At 50.8% G+C, this 18,141-nt stretch carries 18 protein-coding genes and 1 pseudogene; 12 read left to right on the top strand and 7 right to left on the bottom strand.

The window, feature by feature from the left end; genetic code table 11:
- Nucleotides 1–22: 22 nt before the first annotated feature.
- The gene (locus tag H6F94_RS21130; RefSeq protein ID WP_190804231.1) at nt 23–706 is read left to right on the top strand and encodes a phosphoribosylanthranilate isomerase; all 684 of its coding nucleotides are present in this window, start codon (nt 23–25) and stop codon (nt 704–706) included.
- On the opposite strand, the gene H6F94_RS21135 is transcribed toward H6F94_RS21130, so the two are convergent.
- On the bottom strand, nt 678–1,400 hold the full coding sequence (locus H6F94_RS21135; protein WP_190804232.1) for an FAD-binding oxidoreductase: 723 nt from the start codon (nt 1,398–1,400) through the stop codon (nt 678–680). The two genes, H6F94_RS21130 and H6F94_RS21135, sit on opposite strands and share 29 nt — an antisense overlap.
- Before the next feature lie 81 nt (nt 1,401–1,481).
- On the bottom strand, nt 1,482–1,772 hold the full coding sequence (locus H6F94_RS21140; protein ID WP_190804233.1) for an HU family DNA-binding protein: 291 nt from the start codon (nt 1,770–1,772) through the stop codon (nt 1,482–1,484).
- Between the two features lie 573 nt (nt 1,773–2,345).
- On the opposite strand from H6F94_RS21140, the gene carA reads away from it, so the two are divergent.
- Complete coding sequence (carA, locus tag H6F94_RS21145) at nt 2,346–3,521, top strand: glutamine-hydrolyzing carbamoyl-phosphate synthase small subunit (RefSeq protein WP_190804234.1); 1,176 nt, start codon at nt 2,346–2,348, stop codon at nt 3,519–3,521.
- A 131-nt stretch (nt 3,522–3,652) separates the two neighbouring features.
- Here carA and H6F94_RS21150 read toward each other — a convergent pair whose 3' ends face one another.
- From H6F94_RS21150 to H6F94_RS21160, 3 genes are all read right to left on the bottom strand, one after another.
- A complete protein-coding gene (locus H6F94_RS21150; RefSeq protein ID WP_190804235.1) occupies nt 3,653–4,177 on the bottom strand; it encodes an orange carotenoid protein N-terminal domain-containing protein in 525 nt (174 codons plus the stop codon).
- Between the two features lie 127 nt (nt 4,178–4,304).
- Entirely contained in the window at nt 4,305–4,652 is a 348-nt protein-coding gene (locus H6F94_RS21155) for a cupin domain-containing protein (protein WP_190804236.1), read from the bottom strand.
- A 41-nt stretch (nt 4,653–4,693) separates the two neighbouring features.
- Nucleotides 4,694–6,148, bottom strand: coding sequence for an aminotransferase-like domain-containing protein (locus H6F94_RS21160; RefSeq protein ID WP_190804237.1), 1,455 nt, complete (start codon nt 6,146–6,148; stop codon nt 4,694–4,696).
- A gap of 240 nt (nt 6,149–6,388) precedes the next feature.
- Here H6F94_RS21160 and H6F94_RS21165 point away from each other — a divergent pair, with 240 nt between their 5' ends.
- The 7 genes and pseudogenes from H6F94_RS21165 to H6F94_RS21200 all read left to right on the top strand — a co-directional run bounded on the left by H6F94_RS21165 (nt 6,389) and on the right by H6F94_RS21200 (nt 12,221).
- Nucleotides 6,389–6,622, top strand: a complete 234-nt coding sequence (locus H6F94_RS21165; protein WP_199320566.1) for a hypothetical protein — start codon at nt 6,389–6,391, stop codon at nt 6,620–6,622.
- Between the two features lie 141 nt (nt 6,623–6,763).
- Complete coding sequence (locus H6F94_RS21170; RefSeq protein WP_190804238.1) at nt 6,764–7,417, top strand: glutathione S-transferase family protein; 654 nt, start codon at nt 6,764–6,766, stop codon at nt 7,415–7,417.
- Nucleotides 7,418–7,484: 67 nt separating this feature from the next.
- Nucleotides 7,485–7,985 (top strand): annotated as a pseudogene (locus tag H6F94_RS21175) (DinB family protein).
- Nucleotides 7,986–8,012: 27 nt separating this feature from the next.
- Nucleotides 8,013–8,690: a class I SAM-dependent methyltransferase gene (locus H6F94_RS21185; protein WP_190804240.1), complete on the top strand. Its 678-nt coding sequence runs from the start codon at nt 8,013–8,015 to the stop codon at nt 8,688–8,690.
- Between the two features lie 132 nt (nt 8,691–8,822).
- Nucleotides 8,823–11,144, top strand: coding sequence for a ribonucleoside-triphosphate reductase, adenosylcobalamin-dependent (gene nrdJ / locus H6F94_RS21190; RefSeq protein WP_190804241.1), 2,322 nt, complete (start codon nt 8,823–8,825; stop codon nt 11,142–11,144).
- 170 nt (nt 11,145–11,314) lie between these two features.
- Nucleotides 11,315–11,650 (top strand): DUF4870 domain-containing protein, encoded by a 336-nt coding sequence (locus H6F94_RS21195; RefSeq protein ID WP_190804242.1) that lies wholly within the window; start codon nt 11,315–11,317, stop codon nt 11,648–11,650.
- 211 nt (nt 11,651–11,861) lie between these two features.
- Nucleotides 11,862–12,221, top strand: coding sequence for a hypothetical protein (locus H6F94_RS21200; RefSeq protein WP_190804243.1), 360 nt, complete (start codon nt 11,862–11,864; stop codon nt 12,219–12,221).
- A 59-nt stretch (nt 12,222–12,280) separates the two neighbouring features.
- Here H6F94_RS21200 and H6F94_RS21205 read toward each other — a convergent pair whose 3' ends face one another.
- A complete protein-coding gene (locus tag H6F94_RS21205; protein ID WP_190804244.1) occupies nt 12,281–13,309 on the bottom strand; it encodes a hypothetical protein in 1,029 nt (342 codons plus the stop codon).
- Between the two features lie 102 nt (nt 13,310–13,411).
- Between H6F94_RS21205 and H6F94_RS21210 the strand changes: the two genes are divergently transcribed.
- From H6F94_RS21210 to H6F94_RS21220, 3 genes are all read left to right on the top strand, one after another.
- Nucleotides 13,412–13,981, top strand: coding sequence for a YIP1 family protein (locus H6F94_RS21210; protein ID WP_190804245.1), 570 nt, complete (start codon nt 13,412–13,414; stop codon nt 13,979–13,981).
- A 179-nt stretch (nt 13,982–14,160) separates the two neighbouring features.
- A complete protein-coding gene (locus tag H6F94_RS21215; RefSeq protein WP_190804246.1) occupies nt 14,161–15,021 on the top strand; it encodes a DUF1206 domain-containing protein in 861 nt (286 codons plus the stop codon).
- Nucleotides 15,022–15,100: 79 nt separating this feature from the next.
- Nucleotides 15,101–15,982 carry an isocitrate lyase/PEP mutase family protein gene (locus tag H6F94_RS21220; RefSeq protein ID WP_190804247.1) on the top strand — a complete coding sequence of 294 codons (882 nt, stop codon included), beginning with the start codon at nt 15,101–15,103 and terminating at the stop codon, nt 15,980–15,982.
- 151 nt (nt 15,983–16,133) lie between these two features.
- On the opposite strand, the gene H6F94_RS21225 is transcribed toward H6F94_RS21220, so the two are convergent.
- On the bottom strand, nt 16,134–17,960 hold the full coding sequence (locus H6F94_RS21225; RefSeq protein WP_190804248.1) for a TolC family protein: 1,827 nt from the start codon (nt 17,958–17,960) through the stop codon (nt 16,134–16,136).
- Between the last annotated feature and the right edge of the window lie 181 nt (nt 17,961–18,141).

Here is an 18,141-nt window from a genome sequence, read left to right on the forward strand (position 1 = left end):
AAGCAAGGTTTAGGAGGAATCCATGCGGGTCAAAATCTGTGGCATTACCCGACCGGAGCAGGGAGTTGCCATTGCTCGATGCGGTGCCAATTCGTTGGGCTTCATCTGTGTATCTAGTTCACCCCGTGCGGTGACACCAGCCCAAATTCGCACCGTCACTGACCAGCTATGGAGCCAGTTGCCTGCGGCTGAGGTCCCTGACCGCTTGGGCGTGTTTGCTGATGCCAGCTTGAGTCAAATTCAAGACACCGTGCTTGCTGGCGGGCTCAACGGCGTTCAACTACACAGCCAGGAACCACCAGAGTTCTGCGCAGCTCTACGCGCAGCCTTTCGTAAACTTAACCAGGATGTCGACATTGTTAAGGCGCTACGCATTCGCACCGCTGCTGACCTGGCTCAAGCAGCCCTATACGCGGATCAGGTGGACGCGCTACTGCTCGATGCCTATGATCCAGTGCAGCTCGGGGGAACCGGCCATACCCTAGACTGGACTGCCCTGCGCGACTTTCGCCCTGGTTGTGCCTGGATTTTGGCGGGAGGACTCAATGCCAGCAATATCAGCCGGGCTTTAATGCTGCTGGATCCAGATGGCATTGACCTGTCGAGTGGGGTCGAGCGAGCCCCTGGCGACAAAGACCTGGCCCAGGTAGCTCAGTTTTTCGAGGTCTTGGCCAATCTCAAAAAGCCACAAATCGTTCCGTCCTGACCCACTCTGGATTGGCACCGCCAGCCAGCACTGCTTGCTGGATCTCGGCACTGCGGTCAACACGGCGACCGTTGCTCATCCAATCGCCAACCGCGCAAATCTCGACGGCAACACTGGCAAGGGAAATGTCTAGGGATAAATTCTGCAGATAAGCTTCTGGACTTCCCTGCGTGACCGGCACATAATTGAAGTGTTTCCAGATCTGGCTCAGCTGCTCAAAGTGCTCACGGTAGGGCAACTGATCTGGAGTCTCTGGGTTAGCCTGAACTAGCTGTACCGGGCGGTCAAAGCCCTGCTCATGCAACCAGTCGATCTGGCACTTGAGCGGCGCAATGGCAGAGCCCTCAGCCAGATAGAGACGTGGTTGGTCCGGCACGCTGGCTAGAGTCATTAGGCCGTAGGGCCCTCGCAGTTTGAAACGACTGCCTGGTTCGAGATCCTGCAAGTAAGCAGAACTCCAGCCGACCCGCGAAATGCAGAACTCGACCTCAGGGCGACAACTGGGCGAAGAGGCAATGGAGTAAATTTTGCTGAACGTCCGGCCATCGCGCTCAAGCTTGGGCCACAGGGATTGCCCTGGCAGAAACCAAAAATCCTGAGCATCCTCCAACCGCAGCCGAACCGCTTTGATCGTCGGTGTTAAAGATTGAGAGCGGAGCACGAGTGCCGTGTAATCCGCTGGCTTAGGTTTCATCGAGAACGGCCCTAGATAGAGGGTGGAAGATTCAGAGTACCACCCGTATCCACCCTGAGGGCTGACGAAACCGATCCGGGCCTATTCGACTTCTTCCCCCGGAGCAACTGCAGCTTTGAAACCCTTACCCGGCGTGAAGGCGGGAACCTGAGTGGCCTCGATCTTCATGGTTTGGCCAGTCTGAGGATTACGGCCTTCGCGAGCCGCCCGATCTCGACGCTCAAAGGTACCGAAGCCAACCAGGGAGATTTTCTCGCCTTTAGATACTTCCTCCATCACAACATCGAGAATGGCAGAAAGAACCGCATCCGCAGTTTTCTGAGTCACATTAGCCTGAGCGGCTATCTTGCTTACCAGGTCGGCTTTATTCAAGTCTCTTCTCCTTTACATCCAGCCTTTACATTCAGTGAAGGGCTCTGAGCGGATTGCACTCGCTGAGTATGCCCTTGAAGTTTCGAACTGAAGCTATAAACATTAGCACGAGGTTATCGCTAAAACAGCGTAGCGGATCTTGCTGATTTCTACACAGGTTTAAGGCAAATTGCGGAAGGTTTTGGCAAAAACTTCGATGATTTTGGCAAAAAAAGGGGAGGCGTAATCTGTCAGTTGGAAGGATTTAGGAGATATCTGTCCGTTTTTTTGGGGTTAGATTTACGTATGACCGCACTTTAGGCAATAACTCTGTCGTATACAGCACATCAAAATATAGATAGACAACTGGCTCTGAACTCAGAATCTGATAGAGCTGGGGGCTATGGCTCAGAGGTTGTGCATAGAGCTTAGATGGGTAATGGGTAGTGAAGGCTCAGATTATCAGTTGTCACTCTCAATTGAGGTCAAAAGCAGTGCCCTAATCTCAGGGTTTGTTGATGCATTGGCTAAAGCAACCACGCATGCGGGCTGGATATGAGAGGATGGGGGCGATTCTTCCCTCCTCAGTCCACCATGACTTCGTTCCCTAAGCTCCCGGCTCTCCTGGTTCTGGCGGACGGTAGCACCTACACCGGCTGGTCCTTTGGTGCTGCAGGTACCGCTCTGGGAGAAGTTGTCTTCAACACAGGTATGACTGGCTACCAAGAGGTCCTTACTGACCCTAGCTATTGTGGTCAAATTGTCACCTTTACTTATCCAGAGTTAGGCAACACTGGCGTCAATCCGCAGGATGAGGAGTCAGCTCGTCCTCAAGTGCGGGGAGCCATTGCCCGTAATGTGTCACCACGCCCGAGCAACTGGCGATCTAGTCAATCGCTACCGGACTACTTAAAGCAGCATCGCGTTGTCGGCATCTACGGTATCGATACACGGGCGCTAACTCGCAAGCTGCGGGATGTGGGTGCAATGAATGGGGGCATTTCGACCGAGATCCTTGACCCAGAAGAATTGCTGCTGAAGGTACAGCACACGCCCTCGATGAGTGGCTTGAACCTAACCTGTGAGGTCACCACGGCTGAAATCTATGAGTGGCAAGAGGCGACTGACCGTACTTGGGAATTCGCGCCGCTGCTTGGGGATGTGCCAGAGGACGGTCCTTATACTGTAGTTGCCGTCGATTTCGGCATTAAGCGCAATATCTTGCGACGCCTTACCAGCTACGGCTGTCGGGTGATCGTGGTACCCAGCACGACCTCAGCTGAAGAAATTCTGAGCTACAACCCTGAAGGCGTGTTTCTTTCTAACGGTCCTGGCGATCCTGCCGCAGTCATTGAGGGCATTGAAACGACCCGCGCTCTGCTCAGTGCCAACAAACCAATATTTGGAATTTGTTTGGGGCACCAGATTCTTGGCCTGTCCATGGGAGCAGAAACCTTCAAGCTCAAGTTTGGCCATCGCGGCCTGAATCAACCCGCAGGTTTGCAGGCTCGGGTGGAAATCACTAGCCAGAATCACGGCTTTGCTGTGGATGCAGATTCGCTGTCTCGAGCAGATATTGAGGTCACCCACCTCAACCTGAATGATCAGACTGTGGCTGGGCTAAGGCATAAATCATTGCCGATCTTCTCGGTGCAGTACCACCCTGAGGCCAGTCCGGGTCCTCACGATGCGGACTACCTGTTCGAGAATTTTGTAGAAACGATGAAAGCTCAACGCAAAGCTACAGCTCAACAGCAAAGTCTCGTTTAGAGTCTTGGCAGATAAACAAAGTAAGCCGTTGAGCTAGTTCAGGGCTGGATAAGTCGAGGGCTGAATAAATAATTCATTTCGGTTTATTCAGCCCAGTTTTTAGCCTCGCCAATAGCCCTTTGCAGATAGTTCTAAAGGCTAGCCGTTTTGCCAGTTTCTGCTTGGCTAGGAATGGGCTGAACATCTGTGTGGCCCATGGTTCTAGCTATCTCACGCAATACCGAAATTTGTTGTTCGAAGTCTAGTCCTTCTAGTTGAGACAAAAGGTCATTGAGAGCTTGAGCAGGTTGATAGTTGCCAGGCATATCGACAACGGTATTGCCCATTTCCACAGCCCATGCGTACCAAACGAGCAACTGATTGTTTTCTTTTAAAGCCCCATAAGCACGGGAGAGGTCAGTATCCTCGCGATTAACAATGGCTCGCATCGCCGCTAGCTGCTGGTCTTGGGGAAGGACAAAATAATTCTCGAACAGCGTCGGCGCAAGGTTTGGTTCTGCAGCTTCAGGGGCGGCTGGTGTAATTGAGTCCCCCATCTTTTTATAAACCAAATAAAGCCAAGCTAATTTGGCATCAGTGTCTAGTTTACCGAAGGCTTCAACAGTATTTTGAGTTTCACTAGAAAGAGACTGAGACTTTAGCTCATCAGGGGACATACCCGAAATCTCCATTTTGTACTTCAGGCTAAGATTTATCAGCCTGGAAGCCTTTAAGCCATCTTCCGGGTGAGAGAACTATGCTGTCCTACTGTCCTACTTTAGGATGAGGGATATGCTTAAATCTCTATTTGTGGTCTGGATTTTGATCGAGTTCTTGTAAATCGGGCTTAAACCAGAACTCAATCTCAGCTGTAAATTGCTCAAAGCGTGCGGCATGCATAGCCTTTGCCGGAACATGATACCAGTCGCCTACCTGAAATCGTTGTTCCTGCCCATCCATCACTAGAATCAGTTCCCCTTGCGTAATCACGCCATAATTATCAGTATCGTGATGGTGAGGTTCAATTTCAGTATTACCGGGATACTGAGCAAAGAAGATCTCGCAATTTTCAGCTGCTAAACGAAAGGCATCAAAACGCCCTGAGAAGCGCGGTAGAGATTTAATCCTTTCAGGAAAATTCGAAGAGGTCATCAGGTTTCTATCAGAAGCAAAGGGTGAATTTTCGCTAAGTTCTAATCCAGATAACGGTGCAATAGCTTACCCAGAATTGCCATGCCTCGGTCAATTTCCTCGGGTAGATAGGAGAAATTTAAGCGCATGGCTGGATAGCCTTGTTGACCTGGAAAGAACAGATGTCCAGAGCCAATGAAAACCTTTTGCGCGACTGCAGCCTGACAGAATTCCTGCATCGGCAAATCAGCAGGCAAATGCACCCAAAGAAACAAGCCACCGTTAGGCACCGTCCAACTCACATTTGCTGGGAAATAGCGCTCCAAGGCTTGCAGCATTACATTTCGGCCTCGTAAGTTTTGAGCTTGCAGACGGCTCAGATGACGACGGTAGTGCCCTGAGGCAAGATACTCGCTAATAATTGCCTGAGATACAGTAGATGCATGCAAATCGTGGAGCAACTTACGCTCTAGCAAGGGCTGATAATGCTGTCCTGTGGCAACAATGTAACCGATTCGGAGCCCAGGCATTAGAGTTTTAGAGAAGGTGCCCGTATAAGTTACCCAATGGCCTTGGTCCAGCGCTTTGATTGGCGGTGGCACTGGCTCAAAGCTCAGCCCTTCGTAAGCGTTGTCTTCCAAAATTGGACATTGATATCGCTCAGCCAAGGCTAGTAGCTGCTGCCGATGGGCCTGACTCGTTGTAATTCCTGTGGGGTTGTGCAGTGTGCTTATGGTGTAAATCAGCTTCGGATGGTGGCTGTAGAGATATTGCTCTAGCAACTGCAGATTCATACCCTCAGCTGTCATAGGAATGCCAATTACCCTGGCTCCCCGCTCTTCAAAAATAGACAGTCCCCCGTGAAAGGTAGGGCTTTCAACAATCACCCAATCGCCAGGTTGGAGGTAATACTGAATTGCCAAACATAGACCCTGCTTCGAGCCATTGGTGATGATTAAGTTCTCGGGGGAGACTTCTAAACCCTGCTGTACTAGCAACTGCGCAACCTGTTTGCGCAATGGTAATTGTCCCTGAGGAAAGTCATATTGAAAGAGCGACTCGGCTGATTGAGTGACTGCCCGTCTAGCAATACGTTGAAAATCTTCTACACCAGACAGGTAAGCAAAACCAGAGCTGAGGTCTAACACTTCTCTCTGCCGTTGAGCTTGCAAAGCAGAGGTGTAAGAATCGAAATAAGAAATGCCTTGGCGCTCTGGGATAATCACTTCCTGAGCTGGAGCAAAGGTTGAGCCTATCTGAGCAGAATTCAGGACCGGGACCGTGGTGTGAACAAAATAACCTGCGCCTTGTCGAGCACATACTAAGCCATCCGCTTCCAGCACGCCATAGGCTTCAATCACCGTTAGCTTATTAACCTGGACAGTCTCAGCTAAAGATCGAATCGAGGGAAGCCGCTCGCCAGGCTGTAGAACGCCTGCTTTGATCATGCGACTCAGGCGATCTCGAATTTGTAAGTAAACAGGCTTAGGTGATTGCCGGTCTAGCGGAATCCTCACGGTGTAGCCCTCTTTCAGGATTACATCATATCGCTAGCTGTAGTATACGTGATTGAACCTGAACTGAACTGGTACAGTTTGACAAAGTTTAACTGGAACAGTTTTGAGCTGCTGCCGCTGTACTAGACAAACTCACAAAATTTGTACCTTCTCAGTTCTTAAGTCACTCAGCGAGAGTATAGCCATCGGGTCAGTTTAATCCACTGCTTACCTGAGCATCCTATTTTTTAGGGGACTGTCATGATAAAAGTTTCTAACGCTTCACTGCCGCTATTTCAGGGGTTTCAGGAGTTTTGGCAATATTTGCTTAGAGCGATCATGAACCGTTCTGAGTTGCAAATCTGGCAAGGCTTAGATCGCTTTGGCAACGTCTGCTGGCACATTTATGACCCGAAGACAGGGCGTTCCCTTCAAGCTGACTCTGAAGCAGAAGTGCGGACCTGGATTGAGCAACAATACTATCAACAACGGTAATCGATGCCATCGATAACGCTCATTGGGGAAATTTAGTTTAGGTGATAGAGTAGCCGTTGCGGGTCCAAGCTATCCGCTACTAGTCAATAGTAGTAAGCGTCATAATTGCTCTGGCCCGCGGTTACTTTAGCCTAATTTTCAATGACAAACTTAACTCTGGTTATTGGCAATAAGAATTACTCTTCTTGGTCATTACGTCCTTGGCTAGCAATGAAGCAAGCCAAGTTGGACTTTGAAGAGGTTTTGATTCCTCTGTATGTCTCAGGATTTCATGAGAAAATTCTGCATTATTCACCTGCAGGCAAAGTGCCGATTTTGATTGCTGACGGCCTGACAATTTGGGAATCATTAAGCATTTGCGAATATTTGGCAGAGCGTTTTCCAGAAGCCCAATTGTGGCCAACCGATCTGACTGCCCGTGCCATTGCTCGCTGCGTCAGTGCTGAAATGCATGCGGGTTTTGCTAATTTACGCAATCACATGGGGATGAATGTGCGTGCGCAAAAACCAGGTCAAGGCAGAGCCCCTGGCGTTCAAGAAGACATTGACCGCATTCTGGCGCTCTGGACTGACTGTCGCCAACGATTTGGCCAGGGTGGAGAGTTTCTGTTCGGTCAATTCAGTATTGCTGACGCCATGTTTGCGCCAGTAGCGCTACGGTTTCTTACTTATGGAGTTCAGGTTGATGCCAACGCATCGGCCTATATTGAGGCATTGCTAGCGCTACCGACGCTGCAAGAATGGCTTGAGGCTTCGAGAGTTGAACCTTACACAATCGCCCAATACGAAGTATAGACAAAACAATAAAGTGTAGAGGGTGTAGCAAGAGCCTGTAGAAAGCGTATAAAACCCTGAAGTTATGATGCAAGAGCTTTACAGAAGCTTAGCGGCTTACAATCGCTGGTCCAATGAGCAGGTCTGTGCGGCCTGCGGCCAGCTGGATGAGACAGAATACTATCGAGACCGGCGAGCTTTTTTTGGCTCGCTCCACGGTACTCTAAACCATCTTCTCCTGACCGATCGCGTTTGGTTAGGCCGTTTTGTTGGTACCCCGTATTCTTTCACTTCCTTGCGGGAGGAACTTTACCCAACCCTGGCAACGCTTCAAGAGGCCCGTGAGTTTGAGGACGCTCGCATTGTTGCATACATCGAGAGTTTATCTTCTGAAGCAATTGGCGCTGAGTTGACCTAAACCAATAGTTCAGGCGAAGCCTTTCACCAACCCCTCTGGCAGATATTAAGCCACTGGTTCAACCACCAAACTCATCACCGGGGTCAGGTTCATCAGATGCTATCTGAAGCCGCGATAGCAACCCCAGTCAGCAACTTCGTTGTCTTTCTACGGGATGTACCGATAAGGTAAAAGTAGAATCGGCTGACAGGGCTCTTGATGAATCGCAATTTGGCAACCCAAAAAGGCATTTCAGCCCCAGACTTTTTGCAGGCGGTGCAGCAGCATTACCACACCTGTCAGGCCACACCTGACTACCAGGCTGCAGATTGGGCCAAGCCAGAGCATCTTGAAAACGCCATTGCGGCTCAGCTCAGCGTGATTCCTGAGCAGTGTCAGAGCTTATTGGACCTTGGTTGCGGACGGGGTGGTATCTATGCTGCGGTGCAGCAGCGAGGCTCGAATTGGCACTACCTAGGCATTGATTTGATGCCTCAAAATATCGAGATTTGTCAGCAACGCTACCCACAGGGCCAGTGGCAAGTAGGAAACTATTGGGAGGCTTTGGCGCAACCTGAGGCGGTGGATTGGATTGTTTCTAACGGCTGCTTGTTCTCACACACACGCCCTCAAGACCGAGAGAGGCTACTGACAGCGCTGCTAGCTAAGGCACGCTTGGGCTTCTCAGTGATTTGTCTGCTCCAACGCCCCGGCCAGGACGTGCAAGAGATCAACGCTTCCCCCCATCTGCACGCTACCCCTCACTACTGGTTTGAGCGCAGTTTCAAGCGCCTAGGCGATAGCATTACTGCAACCCTAGATCACCAGACGGGCTTGGAACTCGATCCAGATAATGCCTTGGTGGTAGTACAGCATTCAAACATGCTTGAGACCTAGCATCTTGCTAGATGTGGGGGAGAACTTGGTTGCATTTGACACACAGACACTAAATCTGAAGGCCAGTGCTATACTGACTGGGCGCTGCTCCCAGCCGATAATCTGCCATTTCTGAAGAGTGAAGCTTGAACTATGGTCCATAACCTTGAGCGCAGCCGTCAGGTCGGCCAGTTTTCTGGAACCGCACCAACGGCTAACCCGGTGTTCTTTAGGACTTACAGCCGCCGTGTAGAACGGGCGCTCAAGCCTGGTGAGGCGATTGTGAGCCGTCGTGAAACCTGGGACGAGGTTTGCGAGCGGGCTTTAGAAGGAATTCGCGAACTCGGGTTGCTCACACCGGAAGAGGTGGGCTTGGTGAACCGGATGCAGCGTGAACTCAAGGCGTTGGCCTCAGGACGCTGGTTATGGGTGGGCGGCACACGTTGGTCCAAACAATCAGAAAATTTCTCAGGTGCCTACAACTGCACTAGCACCAATGTTGTGGACTGGGAAGCCTTTGGGCTGATGATGGATCTGGCAATGATGGGCTGTGGTACGGGCGCAGTTCTTGAGCCCAAATACATTGAGCAGTTGCCAATTATTCGTAATCGTCTGCTGGTATCCATGCCGGGAGAAATTGGCACCATTCCCGTTGCCTCACGCCAGGATAAAACCACCGTTCAGACAGAAGGCAATCGAGTTTCAATCACAGTGGGTGATAGCCGTCAAGGCTGGGTATCGTCCTATCAGTCGCTACTGGAATTATCATCTAACGAGCGTTTTTCTGGCGAAATTCAAGTTGAGGTTGACCTCAGCAATGTAAGACCTGCCGGTGAAACTCTAAAGGGTTTTGGCGGTGTTGCTAACCCGATTAAACTGCCGGAACTTTACCAGCGATGCGCCGCAATTTTAAATCGTGCAGTCGGGAGAAAACTCAATTCTGTTGAATGTTGCTTGTTGATTGATGAAGCTGCTGCTTGCGTTGTAGCCGGGAACATCCGGAGGAGCGCGGGCATGCGTCAATTTGATAGCAATGACGCATTAGCTGCTACTGCAAAAGATAACTTGTGGATGCAAGATGCCGAAGGCAATTGGCGCATTGATCCAGAGCGCGATGCGCTGCGCATGGCTAATCATACGCGAGTCTTTCACCGCAAGCCCACGGAACAAGAATGCATCGAATCAGTGCGCAAGCAGTTTTATTCGGGTGAAGGTGCAATTCAGTGGGCTGGCGAAGCAGTTGCCCGCTCGAATGCAGACCTCTTAAAAACACCTGAACTTAAGACAGAATTCCTCCAAGCCTATGAGTTAGGTCAGGGCAAAAATTGGCTGCAAAAGAATTACCCTCAACTGTCGAAGATTGAGCTAGAACATCGTTTGGAGCGGTACGGTCTAAACCCTTGCGGCGAAATTTTGGGCTCAGAATTTCACTGTAACTTGGCAGAAGTCCACCTCAATCGAATCGATTCGCGCAACCTTAAAGATCAAGAAGATGCTTTTACCGCAGCAGCCCTATCGGTGGCAGCTCTGCTCAATCATCGCTTTGTAGAAGAGCGCTATCGCGAATCGCGAGAATTGGACCCTATTGTTGGCGTTTCTTTCACCGGGCTGTTCGACTTTTTTGTTAGTGCTTTTGGCGTAGATTGGTTGCGCTGGTGGTCAGCAGGACGGCCTGAGACCATTACTGGCCTTGAATTCAAACAAAAAGAACAGGAGTACCTCAGCTGCTGGAAGCAAATCGTTCATCAGGCAGTTTGGGACTACTGTGACCAGCACGGCTTGCAGCGACCCAATCGTTGCACCACGGTACAGCCAGCCGGCACAAAATCTCTCTTAACCGGAGCATCACCCGGTTGGCATCCACCCAAAGCACAGCGTTACATTCGACGAATTACCTTTGCGAAAAACGATCCAGTCGCCTTGGCCTGCATTGAATACGGCTACAACGTGGTGCCCTCACAGTCTGACAAAGACGAACAAAGCAATTTGTTGAATGATCCGTTTGATCCACGGGTGACCGAGTGGTTAGTAGAGATTCCGGTGGAGGTTCCTTGGGCCAATCTACCCGGTGCTGACGAAATTCAAATTGAGAAGTTTTCAGCAACGGCGCAGTTTGACTTCTACCTTCAAGTTCAGAAGCACTACACAGCCCACAACACCAGTGCCACCTTGGAACTTCAAGAGAGTGAAATTGAACCCTTGGCTCAACAGATCTACCAAGCCATTGAGCAAGATCAAGGCTACATCAGTGCAGCCTTACTGGCTCGTTTTGATGCACCTTTTCCTCGCTTGCCCTTCGAAAAGATTGACAAAGTGACCTTTGAGCGACTGCAAGCAGACGTGGAAGCTCGGCAGAAAACCGATGACTTTTTGGATGCCCTCATGCGCTACGACCTGGGGTACTCAGCAGCCGAAGGACCAGCAGGCTGTGACAGTGACAAGTGTATGTTGCCAGAGAAAGAAGTAAACGAGTAATTAAATCGTCACTATTCCTCAAGGCCCTGGTTTGACTAGGGCCTTGTTCATGTGAGTACTGCTGGTGATAAGCTCTACCCTTAAATTACGGTTCCCCCCACTGACAATCCCTGGCGCCCTTCATAAGATCGGAGAAGCAAAGCGTCCCATGAGTGCCCGAGGAAACCCAGATGTACGATGTTGACAAGCGCAAGCTGCTATCGGCCCTCTGTCATGGGTCCATTTTTCTAAGCTCTCTAGTTGTCTCTGTGGGAATTCCCTTGGGGCTCCTAGTGATCTCTGATGATCCAGTGGTGAAAGATAACGCCAAAGAGGCTATTAATTTCCACCTCAACGTCTGGTTTTACGGCGTCATTTTTGGCGTTCTCAGTTTTGTTTTAATTGGCATTCCATTGCTAGCGATTCTATTCGTCGTGCATTGGACTCTGCCCGTATTGGCGATTTTCAGATGTTTGTCAAATCCTGATGAGCCTTACCATTATCCGTTTATCTTCCGCTTACTTTAAGCCTTGAGAACCGGCCCTGAAAGAGTCACTGGTTTCCTCCAACCCTCAACATTGTTACTAAAACAGAAACTTACCTCTGGCCTTAGGGTGAAACTGGAAAACTAGGTTTCACCCAATTGGGCTATGCCAGTTGTAGGAGGTTATTAGGGCTCTAAAGGGCGAACCTAGTTGTAGACGGTATTGCTTCGTACTGCTTCGTGGGGTAAAAACGATGAAACTCAGCCTTATAGCAACCACAGCGCTGTTCATGGCATCCCTCAGCTTTGCGGCTCCTGGGAAGGCAGAGCCAGTCAGTTCTGCGAGGCAAAGCGGCAGACAGCCCAGCTCGATGGCTTGGGTGCCTCAGCCAGGAGTACGCTGTGTTGCCAATGGCTATGGGCAAACTGCTTGCTTGAACTCGAATACTGGATACCTGACCTACACTACCGGGACTGGCCAAACTTGCAATCAGAGTCCGCAGGGGCAACAGGCTTGTACAGCTGAGACAACTGCTTATCGACAGAATGCTCCTACAGCAGCGAGAAGCAATTCAGGCTCTACTGCCTATCCTTTAGCGAATCGAAGAAATTGAGTCTAGTTGGTCAAAGTTCACTCTCGCAACTTCCAATGCGAGAGTGCTTCGGCTGCTTATTAGCTTCCGCCTTGCTCTTGAGCTGACCAGACTGGGAATTGGTTGATTTTTCTCAAAGTTAAATTGACATAAGTTGCTTTCTCAGCACCAACCTGAGACAGACCGAAATAGCCCTGAGCACCATCATGAGCGTGAGGACCAGTCGATTCAACACTGTAGCGTCCCTGTCGATGGGCTTGGTTATACGGTGAAGCGACTACCCAAGGCCAGCGCGAGGGAAAGACGATGCCTAAATCATCAATCCAATCCCGTTGGCCTTGCAGGTGATAAGTGTGCTGTGCCGCATCGAAACCATTGTTTCCTGAGAAGACACCGCCAACCGAAATCACTGTAATTTGGGTTTCAAACTGCTCAGCTAAATAAGACGCAGCCCCCAATGCAACCTGAGCCCCCCCACTCGTACCAATCAGAATGATTTGGAATGGCTCAGTCTGAGCAGCCGGTAAAGCGTGAGCAGCCTGCATGCGCTCAATGATCGCCTTCGCAATTCCTTGATTATAAATAGGACCATAGCGAGGATCGGCAGAGATTGCTAAGCGCCAGAGATTGCGAATTTTAATCAGAACATTTGCGACTCCCAGCCAACCCTCAGCTTTGTCAGCGAACTGCCAAAGGGGAGACAATAGACGTTCGCCTCCTAAGCTTTTGTTAGCAGCAGAGTAGGGAAAAACATCTCGAACCGTGACGCAATTTGGGTGAGCCTGCTCCAAATGATTGAGAAAGAAAGTTTCTCCAGGTGTTAATTGATCTGCCGAAAAATCACCCACTCCAGTCAAAAAAACAACATAACAATCGATTTTCCTAACCTGATTTGCCGATTGGTTTTTACCACCAGTTTCATAACCCGGCAACCGTTTAGCGGGAGCCCTTTTCAAGCCTGCCGCTTCACTGCCATAACGTAACCACCAGGTAATGGTACCAATAGGTGAGAACGTTCCCCAAGCTAATAAGATTAAACTGGCGAAGAACAACAGTTTCAAACTGCCACCCCGGAACCAGAGCAGCAATCGTCCAAGTAACTTCAGCATCCAAAATTGCTCTTAGGACTTGGTCAAGGGTCTTTTGTCCTGTACCGTATCAAACAGAAACTAAGTTAGACCTGTCATCAATCTCAGGTTGTAGGCAGCCCTGTGAAACACGCAAAAACCAAAGAAAGCCTGAGCCTCGTACTCCGCAACGCACTGGCCCTCAATGCAGATCTTTACGAGAATGCTCGCAATCGGCCTCGAACCCACCGAATTGCCCTCACTATTGTTATCCTGGCGGCTGTTTCGCACATGCTGGGCAGCGCAGTCATTCTTCTGATTAATCGAGCTTCAATCCTCATTTTGGGTTTAGCTCTTTTGCTGGATGGTGCCAGCGTAGTCTTAGGTTACTATTTTTGGACTTTTACGATTTGGAAAATTGGCAATTATCTGAGCCGTCATTCACCAAGTTACGGAGATTTATTAAGTCCGATCGGTTTTGCCTATGCTCCTCAAGTGCTCAATTTTCTAACCTTGATTCCTCTTATGGGGCAAGGCATTGGTCTGGTTTTAGCTGCCTGGAGTTTGTTGGCTGTTATTGTGGCAGTCCGACAGGGACTAGATCTCAGTACCCGTGCAGCAGCCCTAATCTGTTTGGTCGGTTGGCCTCTAGTCCAGATTGCAATCGGACTGATCCAGGTTTCAGAACAATGGTTTGTGAAAGCAGGCTCTTAAATTCAGCTTCTTAAACTCCGGATTAACTTATTTTCTGCCGTATTAACTTTCACTTAACAGTGATCGCTTACGCCTTCACTTATATCGGATAAGATTCACGCAATAAAGTTATGCACTCAGGGGGATGGAAAATATTGCAAACTCCTTAATTCTTAAGTATAAGTATAGGCCGCTACGTCATGACTCGCCGTCCTCTTGAGAACCTTAAGCAACCCGTTGCACAGGCAGCCTCTAATCCTTGGGTAGAGAGGTTAGCTCGGTCTGGTTATGCAGCCAAGGGAGTTGTTTACGTTATTGTTGGTTTACTAGCTGCGCAAGCAGCACTGGGCACAGGTGGCAAAACCACCGATACTAGTGGCGCTCTACAAACCATCGTCACACAGCCCTTTGGCAAATTTCTTCTTAGCCTTGTGACGGTTGGGCTCCTAGGATATGCACTCTGGCGATTTGTTCAAGCCGTTGTTGACCCAGAACACGCCAATCAAGACGCTGGCGCCAAGCGTTGGGCTCAACGCTTCGGTTACGCGCTTAGTGGTTTAGGTTATGCGGGTCTGGCCCTGACTGCCTTGAAACTCATCTCCGGCTCAGGTGGCGGTTCAGGCAGCAGTTCAGGCGGTAGCAACTCGACTCAAGATTGGACTGCTCGCATCCTCAGCCAGCCCTTCGGGCAGTGGCTGGTCGGTTTACTGGGGGCTATTGTCATTGGCGTTGGTTTCTCTTATTTTTACAAGGCCTACGCAGGTAAGTTCCGCCGCGAGTTCAAACTGAACGAGATGAGCGACACAGAAGAAAGTTGGGCAATGCGAGTAGGCCGCTTCGGCATTGCAGCGCGGGGCGTTGTGTTCACCATCATCGGTGGCTTCCTGATTCAGGCGGCCCTCAATTCTGATCCTAGTCAGGCCAAAGGTTTAGGCGGAGCCTTGGCAAGCTTAGCGCAACAACCCTTCGGTCCCTGGCTACTGGGAATTGTGGCTTTGGGCTTAGTCGCCTACGGTCTCTACTCAGGCTTCGAGGCACGATATCGTCGGATTGACGCTTAGCTGCGTCGAGGTAGCAGAAATAATCGTATTCTCTCCTAGGAGTGCCCTGATGTTGGGCTCGCACTCCGGGAGATAATGCATGACTCAGGGGCAACAATTTCGGCAACAACTAGAGCAGCCCGGTATTCTGACCCTACCGGGAATTTATGACTGTATTAGCGCTAAGTTAGCCGAACAGTTGGGGTTTGAGGTGATTTTCACCAGTGGCTTTGGCTTAGCTGGCTCCACGCTTGGCCGACCCGATTATGGCTTCTTAACTGCAACCGAAATGCTCTACAGTGTTAGCCGCATCGTTCAAGCGGTTAACATTCCTGTCGTGGCCGATATTGATACGGGCTATGGCAATCCCTTAAGTGTGATCCGCACAGTTAGCGAAGCCGTGCAATTAGGCGTGGCTGGCATTATTTTGGAGGATCAGGAATGGCCTAAGAAATGCGGTCACTTTGAGGGGAAGCGAGTCATTTCAACAGCAGAGCATGTGCAAAAGATTCGGGCAGCAGTGCAAGCAAGGGGGGATAGTGAATTGGTCATTATTGGTCGCACTGATGCCAGAGCACCCTTAGGGTTGGAGGAAGCAATCCAACGAGGTCGGGCTTATCGTGAAGCGGGAGCCGATGTGATATTTATCGAAGCTCCCCAATCGCTGGAGGACCTCAAAGCAATTGGCACCGCCTTTCCCGATGTCCCCCTATTCGCCAATATGATTGAGGGCGGCAAAACACCCTTTCTCTCTAGCCAAGAGCTGCAACAATTGGGGTTCAAAATTGTCGTCTTTCCACTATCCGGCTTATTCTCAGCAACCAAAGCCATGCTGAATTGCTTTCGCTATCTGCGCGAGCATGGCACTACTCCTGGCTTCGAACATTTAGTTTCTTTCCAAGAATTTGAGCAACTGATTGGGGTTCCCTACTACCGCCAGTTAGAGCAAGAATTCGCTGTGCGTCAAGAGGATGCAACTTGAGTGCTGCTCCTCTGATTCTATGCCTCGGTTCTAAGGTCATTCGCCCTAAAACCCGTCAGGTTTGCGTCAGAATTTTAGAGAGGCAAACTCTGCCCCGCTAAAATCTGACGCAAATGTAATCTTTCAAGCAGTGAGCGTTGCGGCAGGGCAGTTAGAGCTGGTTGACTGAGCGTTGCAGCTGAGCCAAGGCTCGGTTGTAACCAATTACGGACTGGGCCAAGTTGCTCTGAGCTTCGGTCAGGTCACGCTGCGAGTTGGTAACCTCCAACTGCGTGCCCACGCCCGCTTGAAAGCGCAGACGGGCCAGACGCAAGCCCTCTTGGGCAGACTCAACTCCAACCCGTGCCGCTGTAATCTGTTCTCGTCGCGATTGCAGGCTGAAGAAGGCATTCTCAACATCGAAGCGAACTTGGCTGCGCTGCTCAGCGAACTGGCTTTCTGCAATTGCCTCATCAGCCCGAGCCTGAGCAACCTGAGCCTGGGTTGCACCGCCGTTGAACAGAGTCCAGCGGAGGGTAACCCCAACCGTGAAGCTGTCTTGGAAACTCTCAGTGTTACGACTGAATATAGAATCCGAGTCATTGGACTGCCCCAGCAGCGTCTCGTTAAAGTTGTAACCGCCAGAAAGAGCGATTTGAGGCAACAGGGTTGTTTGCGCGGCCCGAGCCTGGTTCTGAGCAACATCTCGACGCAGGAGAAACTGTTGCAACTCAACGCGATTCGCGTAGGCAGCCAAAATTGTTTCCTCCAAGCCCAAATTCCAGGTTCCCGACACCTCGATTGGGTCAACTGCTTCCAGAGTCGCTGTTTGAGCAATATCTAGCCGCTGAGCCAATTGGCGACGGGAGATCAGGAGATTGTTTTGAGCCTCCAACAATTGCACCTGGTCATCTGCAAGCTGGGTCTGAGCTTGTAGTGTTGCAAAGCGGGTACCAACGCCAGCCCGTTCTTGAGCCAGAGCATCGCGCACACTGATCTGAGAGGCCTCAACTGCAGCCTGTTGAATGCGCACCTGTTCGGCAGCATTCTGAAGGTCGTAGTAGAGGCCAGAGATATCTGAGCGGATGGACTGATTGATGCGGTCGACCTCTAGTTGGGCATCACGAACCTGGGTACTAGCACTCTCAATGTTGTACCGTCGTCTGCCAAAATCTAAGATCGTGTAGTCAAGCCCCAGGTTGCCGCTGAGATCCGCGGTACCATCTTCAAGTCCGCCAGCAGCCTCGTTTCCAGGCCGATTAACGTACTGAGTCTGAACCGAGGTGCTGGCGGTGGGATAGAGCTGAGCTTCTTGTTCACGCAAGGCAGCCCGAGCTCGCTCCAGAGAAGTACGCGCCTGTTCCAACTGCCGGTTGTTTCGAGTTGCCAATTCCAGAGCCTGCTGCAAGCTGATGCCTTGGGTTGTTTCCACCCGAACCTCGAATGGCTGAGTGGGCAAGCTTAGTGGATCAGGATTGGGGCTGAGGTCGGTGGCAGACTGGCTAGCCGGGGTTGGGGTCCCTGGAGTTTGGTTAGCCGGAGCCTGGTCGGCCGGAGCTTGGTTAGCCGGAGCCTGGTCAGTCGCCCCAGGTGCCCCGGACGGGCTAGCTGTGCCGGGCGTATCTGGGCTAGCTGGCGAGGCACTGGGCTGAGGCGTTGGTGTTTGAGTCTGGGCAGCTGGAGCTGCCTCTACTGGTGTCTGCCCTGACGTCTGGCCGGATGAGCCAGAAGCAGGTCGATTGGGTTGATCGGCTGATTGGCCCGCCGGTTGATCGCTAGCTTGACCACCCGATTGCTCAGCTGGTGGCTGGGCAGCAGGAGAGGTAGCTGGGTTAGGTGTCGCTTGGGGGGTAGTTTGAGGCGTCGTCTGTGGTGCTGTCTGCGACAGATTAATAGCTCTCGATTTCGGCTGTTGGAGTGGTGCAGCCGTGGCTTCTAGGGCTGGCAGGGTTAGAGCTGTCCCCATACCTAGCGCGATCAGATGACGGACAATTTGCATACGTGACTCCCGCACTCACACCTTCAGGCCAGAATCGGGGCCTGCTTTCCACCGCTTAGTCTACAGGTCAGCTCGGCATCCCTCAAAAAGCATAACTGACCAAATAAAGTTATTGAATAATCGTTCAGAAATTCATTGACTTGAGCCGGATGGCAAGGTGGCGGTTTTAGGTTAGCACCTG

This window comes from Leptolyngbya sp. FACHB-261 (assembly GCF_014696065.1).
Lineage (GTDB): Bacteria > Cyanobacteriota > Cyanobacteriia > FACHB-261 > FACHB-261 > FACHB-261.

Excerpts from the sequence above, each read along its gene's own strand:
- nrdJ (WP_190804241.1), top strand. The coding sequence starts at position 8,823 with ATGGTCCATAACCTTGAGCGCAGCCGTCAGGTCGGCCAGTTTTCTGGA.
- H6F94_RS21220 (WP_190804247.1), top strand. The coding sequence starts at position 15,101 with ATGACTCAGGGGCAACAATTTCGGCAACAACTAGAGCAGCCCGGTATT.
- carA (WP_190804234.1), top strand. The coding sequence starts at position 2,346 with ATGACTTCGTTCCCTAAGCTCCCGGCTCTCCTGGTTCTGGCGGACGGT.
- H6F94_RS21225 (WP_190804248.1), bottom strand. The coding sequence starts at position 17,960 with ATGCAAATTGTCCGTCATCTGATCGCGCTAGGTATGGGGACAGCTCTA.
- H6F94_RS21150 (WP_190804235.1), bottom strand. The coding sequence starts at position 4,177 with ATGTCCCCTGATGAGCTAAAGTCTCAGTCTCTTTCTAGTGAAACTCAA.
- H6F94_RS21155 (WP_190804236.1), bottom strand. The coding sequence starts at position 4,652 with ATGACCTCTTCGAATTTTCCTGAAAGGATTAAATCTCTACCGCGCTTC.
- H6F94_RS21215 (WP_190804246.1), top strand. The coding sequence starts at position 14,161 with ATGACTCGCCGTCCTCTTGAGAACCTTAAGCAACCCGTTGCACAGGCA.
- H6F94_RS21195 (WP_190804242.1), top strand. The coding sequence starts at position 11,315 with ATGTACGATGTTGACAAGCGCAAGCTGCTATCGGCCCTCTGTCATGGG.
- H6F94_RS21170 (WP_190804238.1), top strand. The coding sequence starts at position 6,764 with ATGACAAACTTAACTCTGGTTATTGGCAATAAGAATTACTCTTCTTGG.
- H6F94_RS21200 (WP_190804243.1), top strand. The coding sequence starts at position 11,862 with ATGAAACTCAGCCTTATAGCAACCACAGCGCTGTTCATGGCATCCCTC.
- H6F94_RS21205 (WP_190804244.1), bottom strand. The coding sequence starts at position 13,309 with ATGCTGAAGTTACTTGGACGATTGCTGCTCTGGTTCCGGGGTGGCAGT.
- H6F94_RS21165 (WP_199320566.1), top strand. The coding sequence starts at position 6,389 with ATGATAAAAGTTTCTAACGCTTCACTGCCGCTATTTCAGGGGTTTCAG.
- H6F94_RS21135 (WP_190804232.1), bottom strand. The coding sequence starts at position 1,400 with ATGAAACCTAAGCCAGCGGATTACACGGCACTCGTGCTCCGCTCTCAA.
- H6F94_RS21130 (WP_190804231.1), top strand. The coding sequence starts at position 23 with ATGCGGGTCAAAATCTGTGGCATTACCCGACCGGAGCAGGGAGTTGCC.
- H6F94_RS21185 (WP_190804240.1), top strand. The coding sequence starts at position 8,013 with ATGAATCGCAATTTGGCAACCCAAAAAGGCATTTCAGCCCCAGACTTT.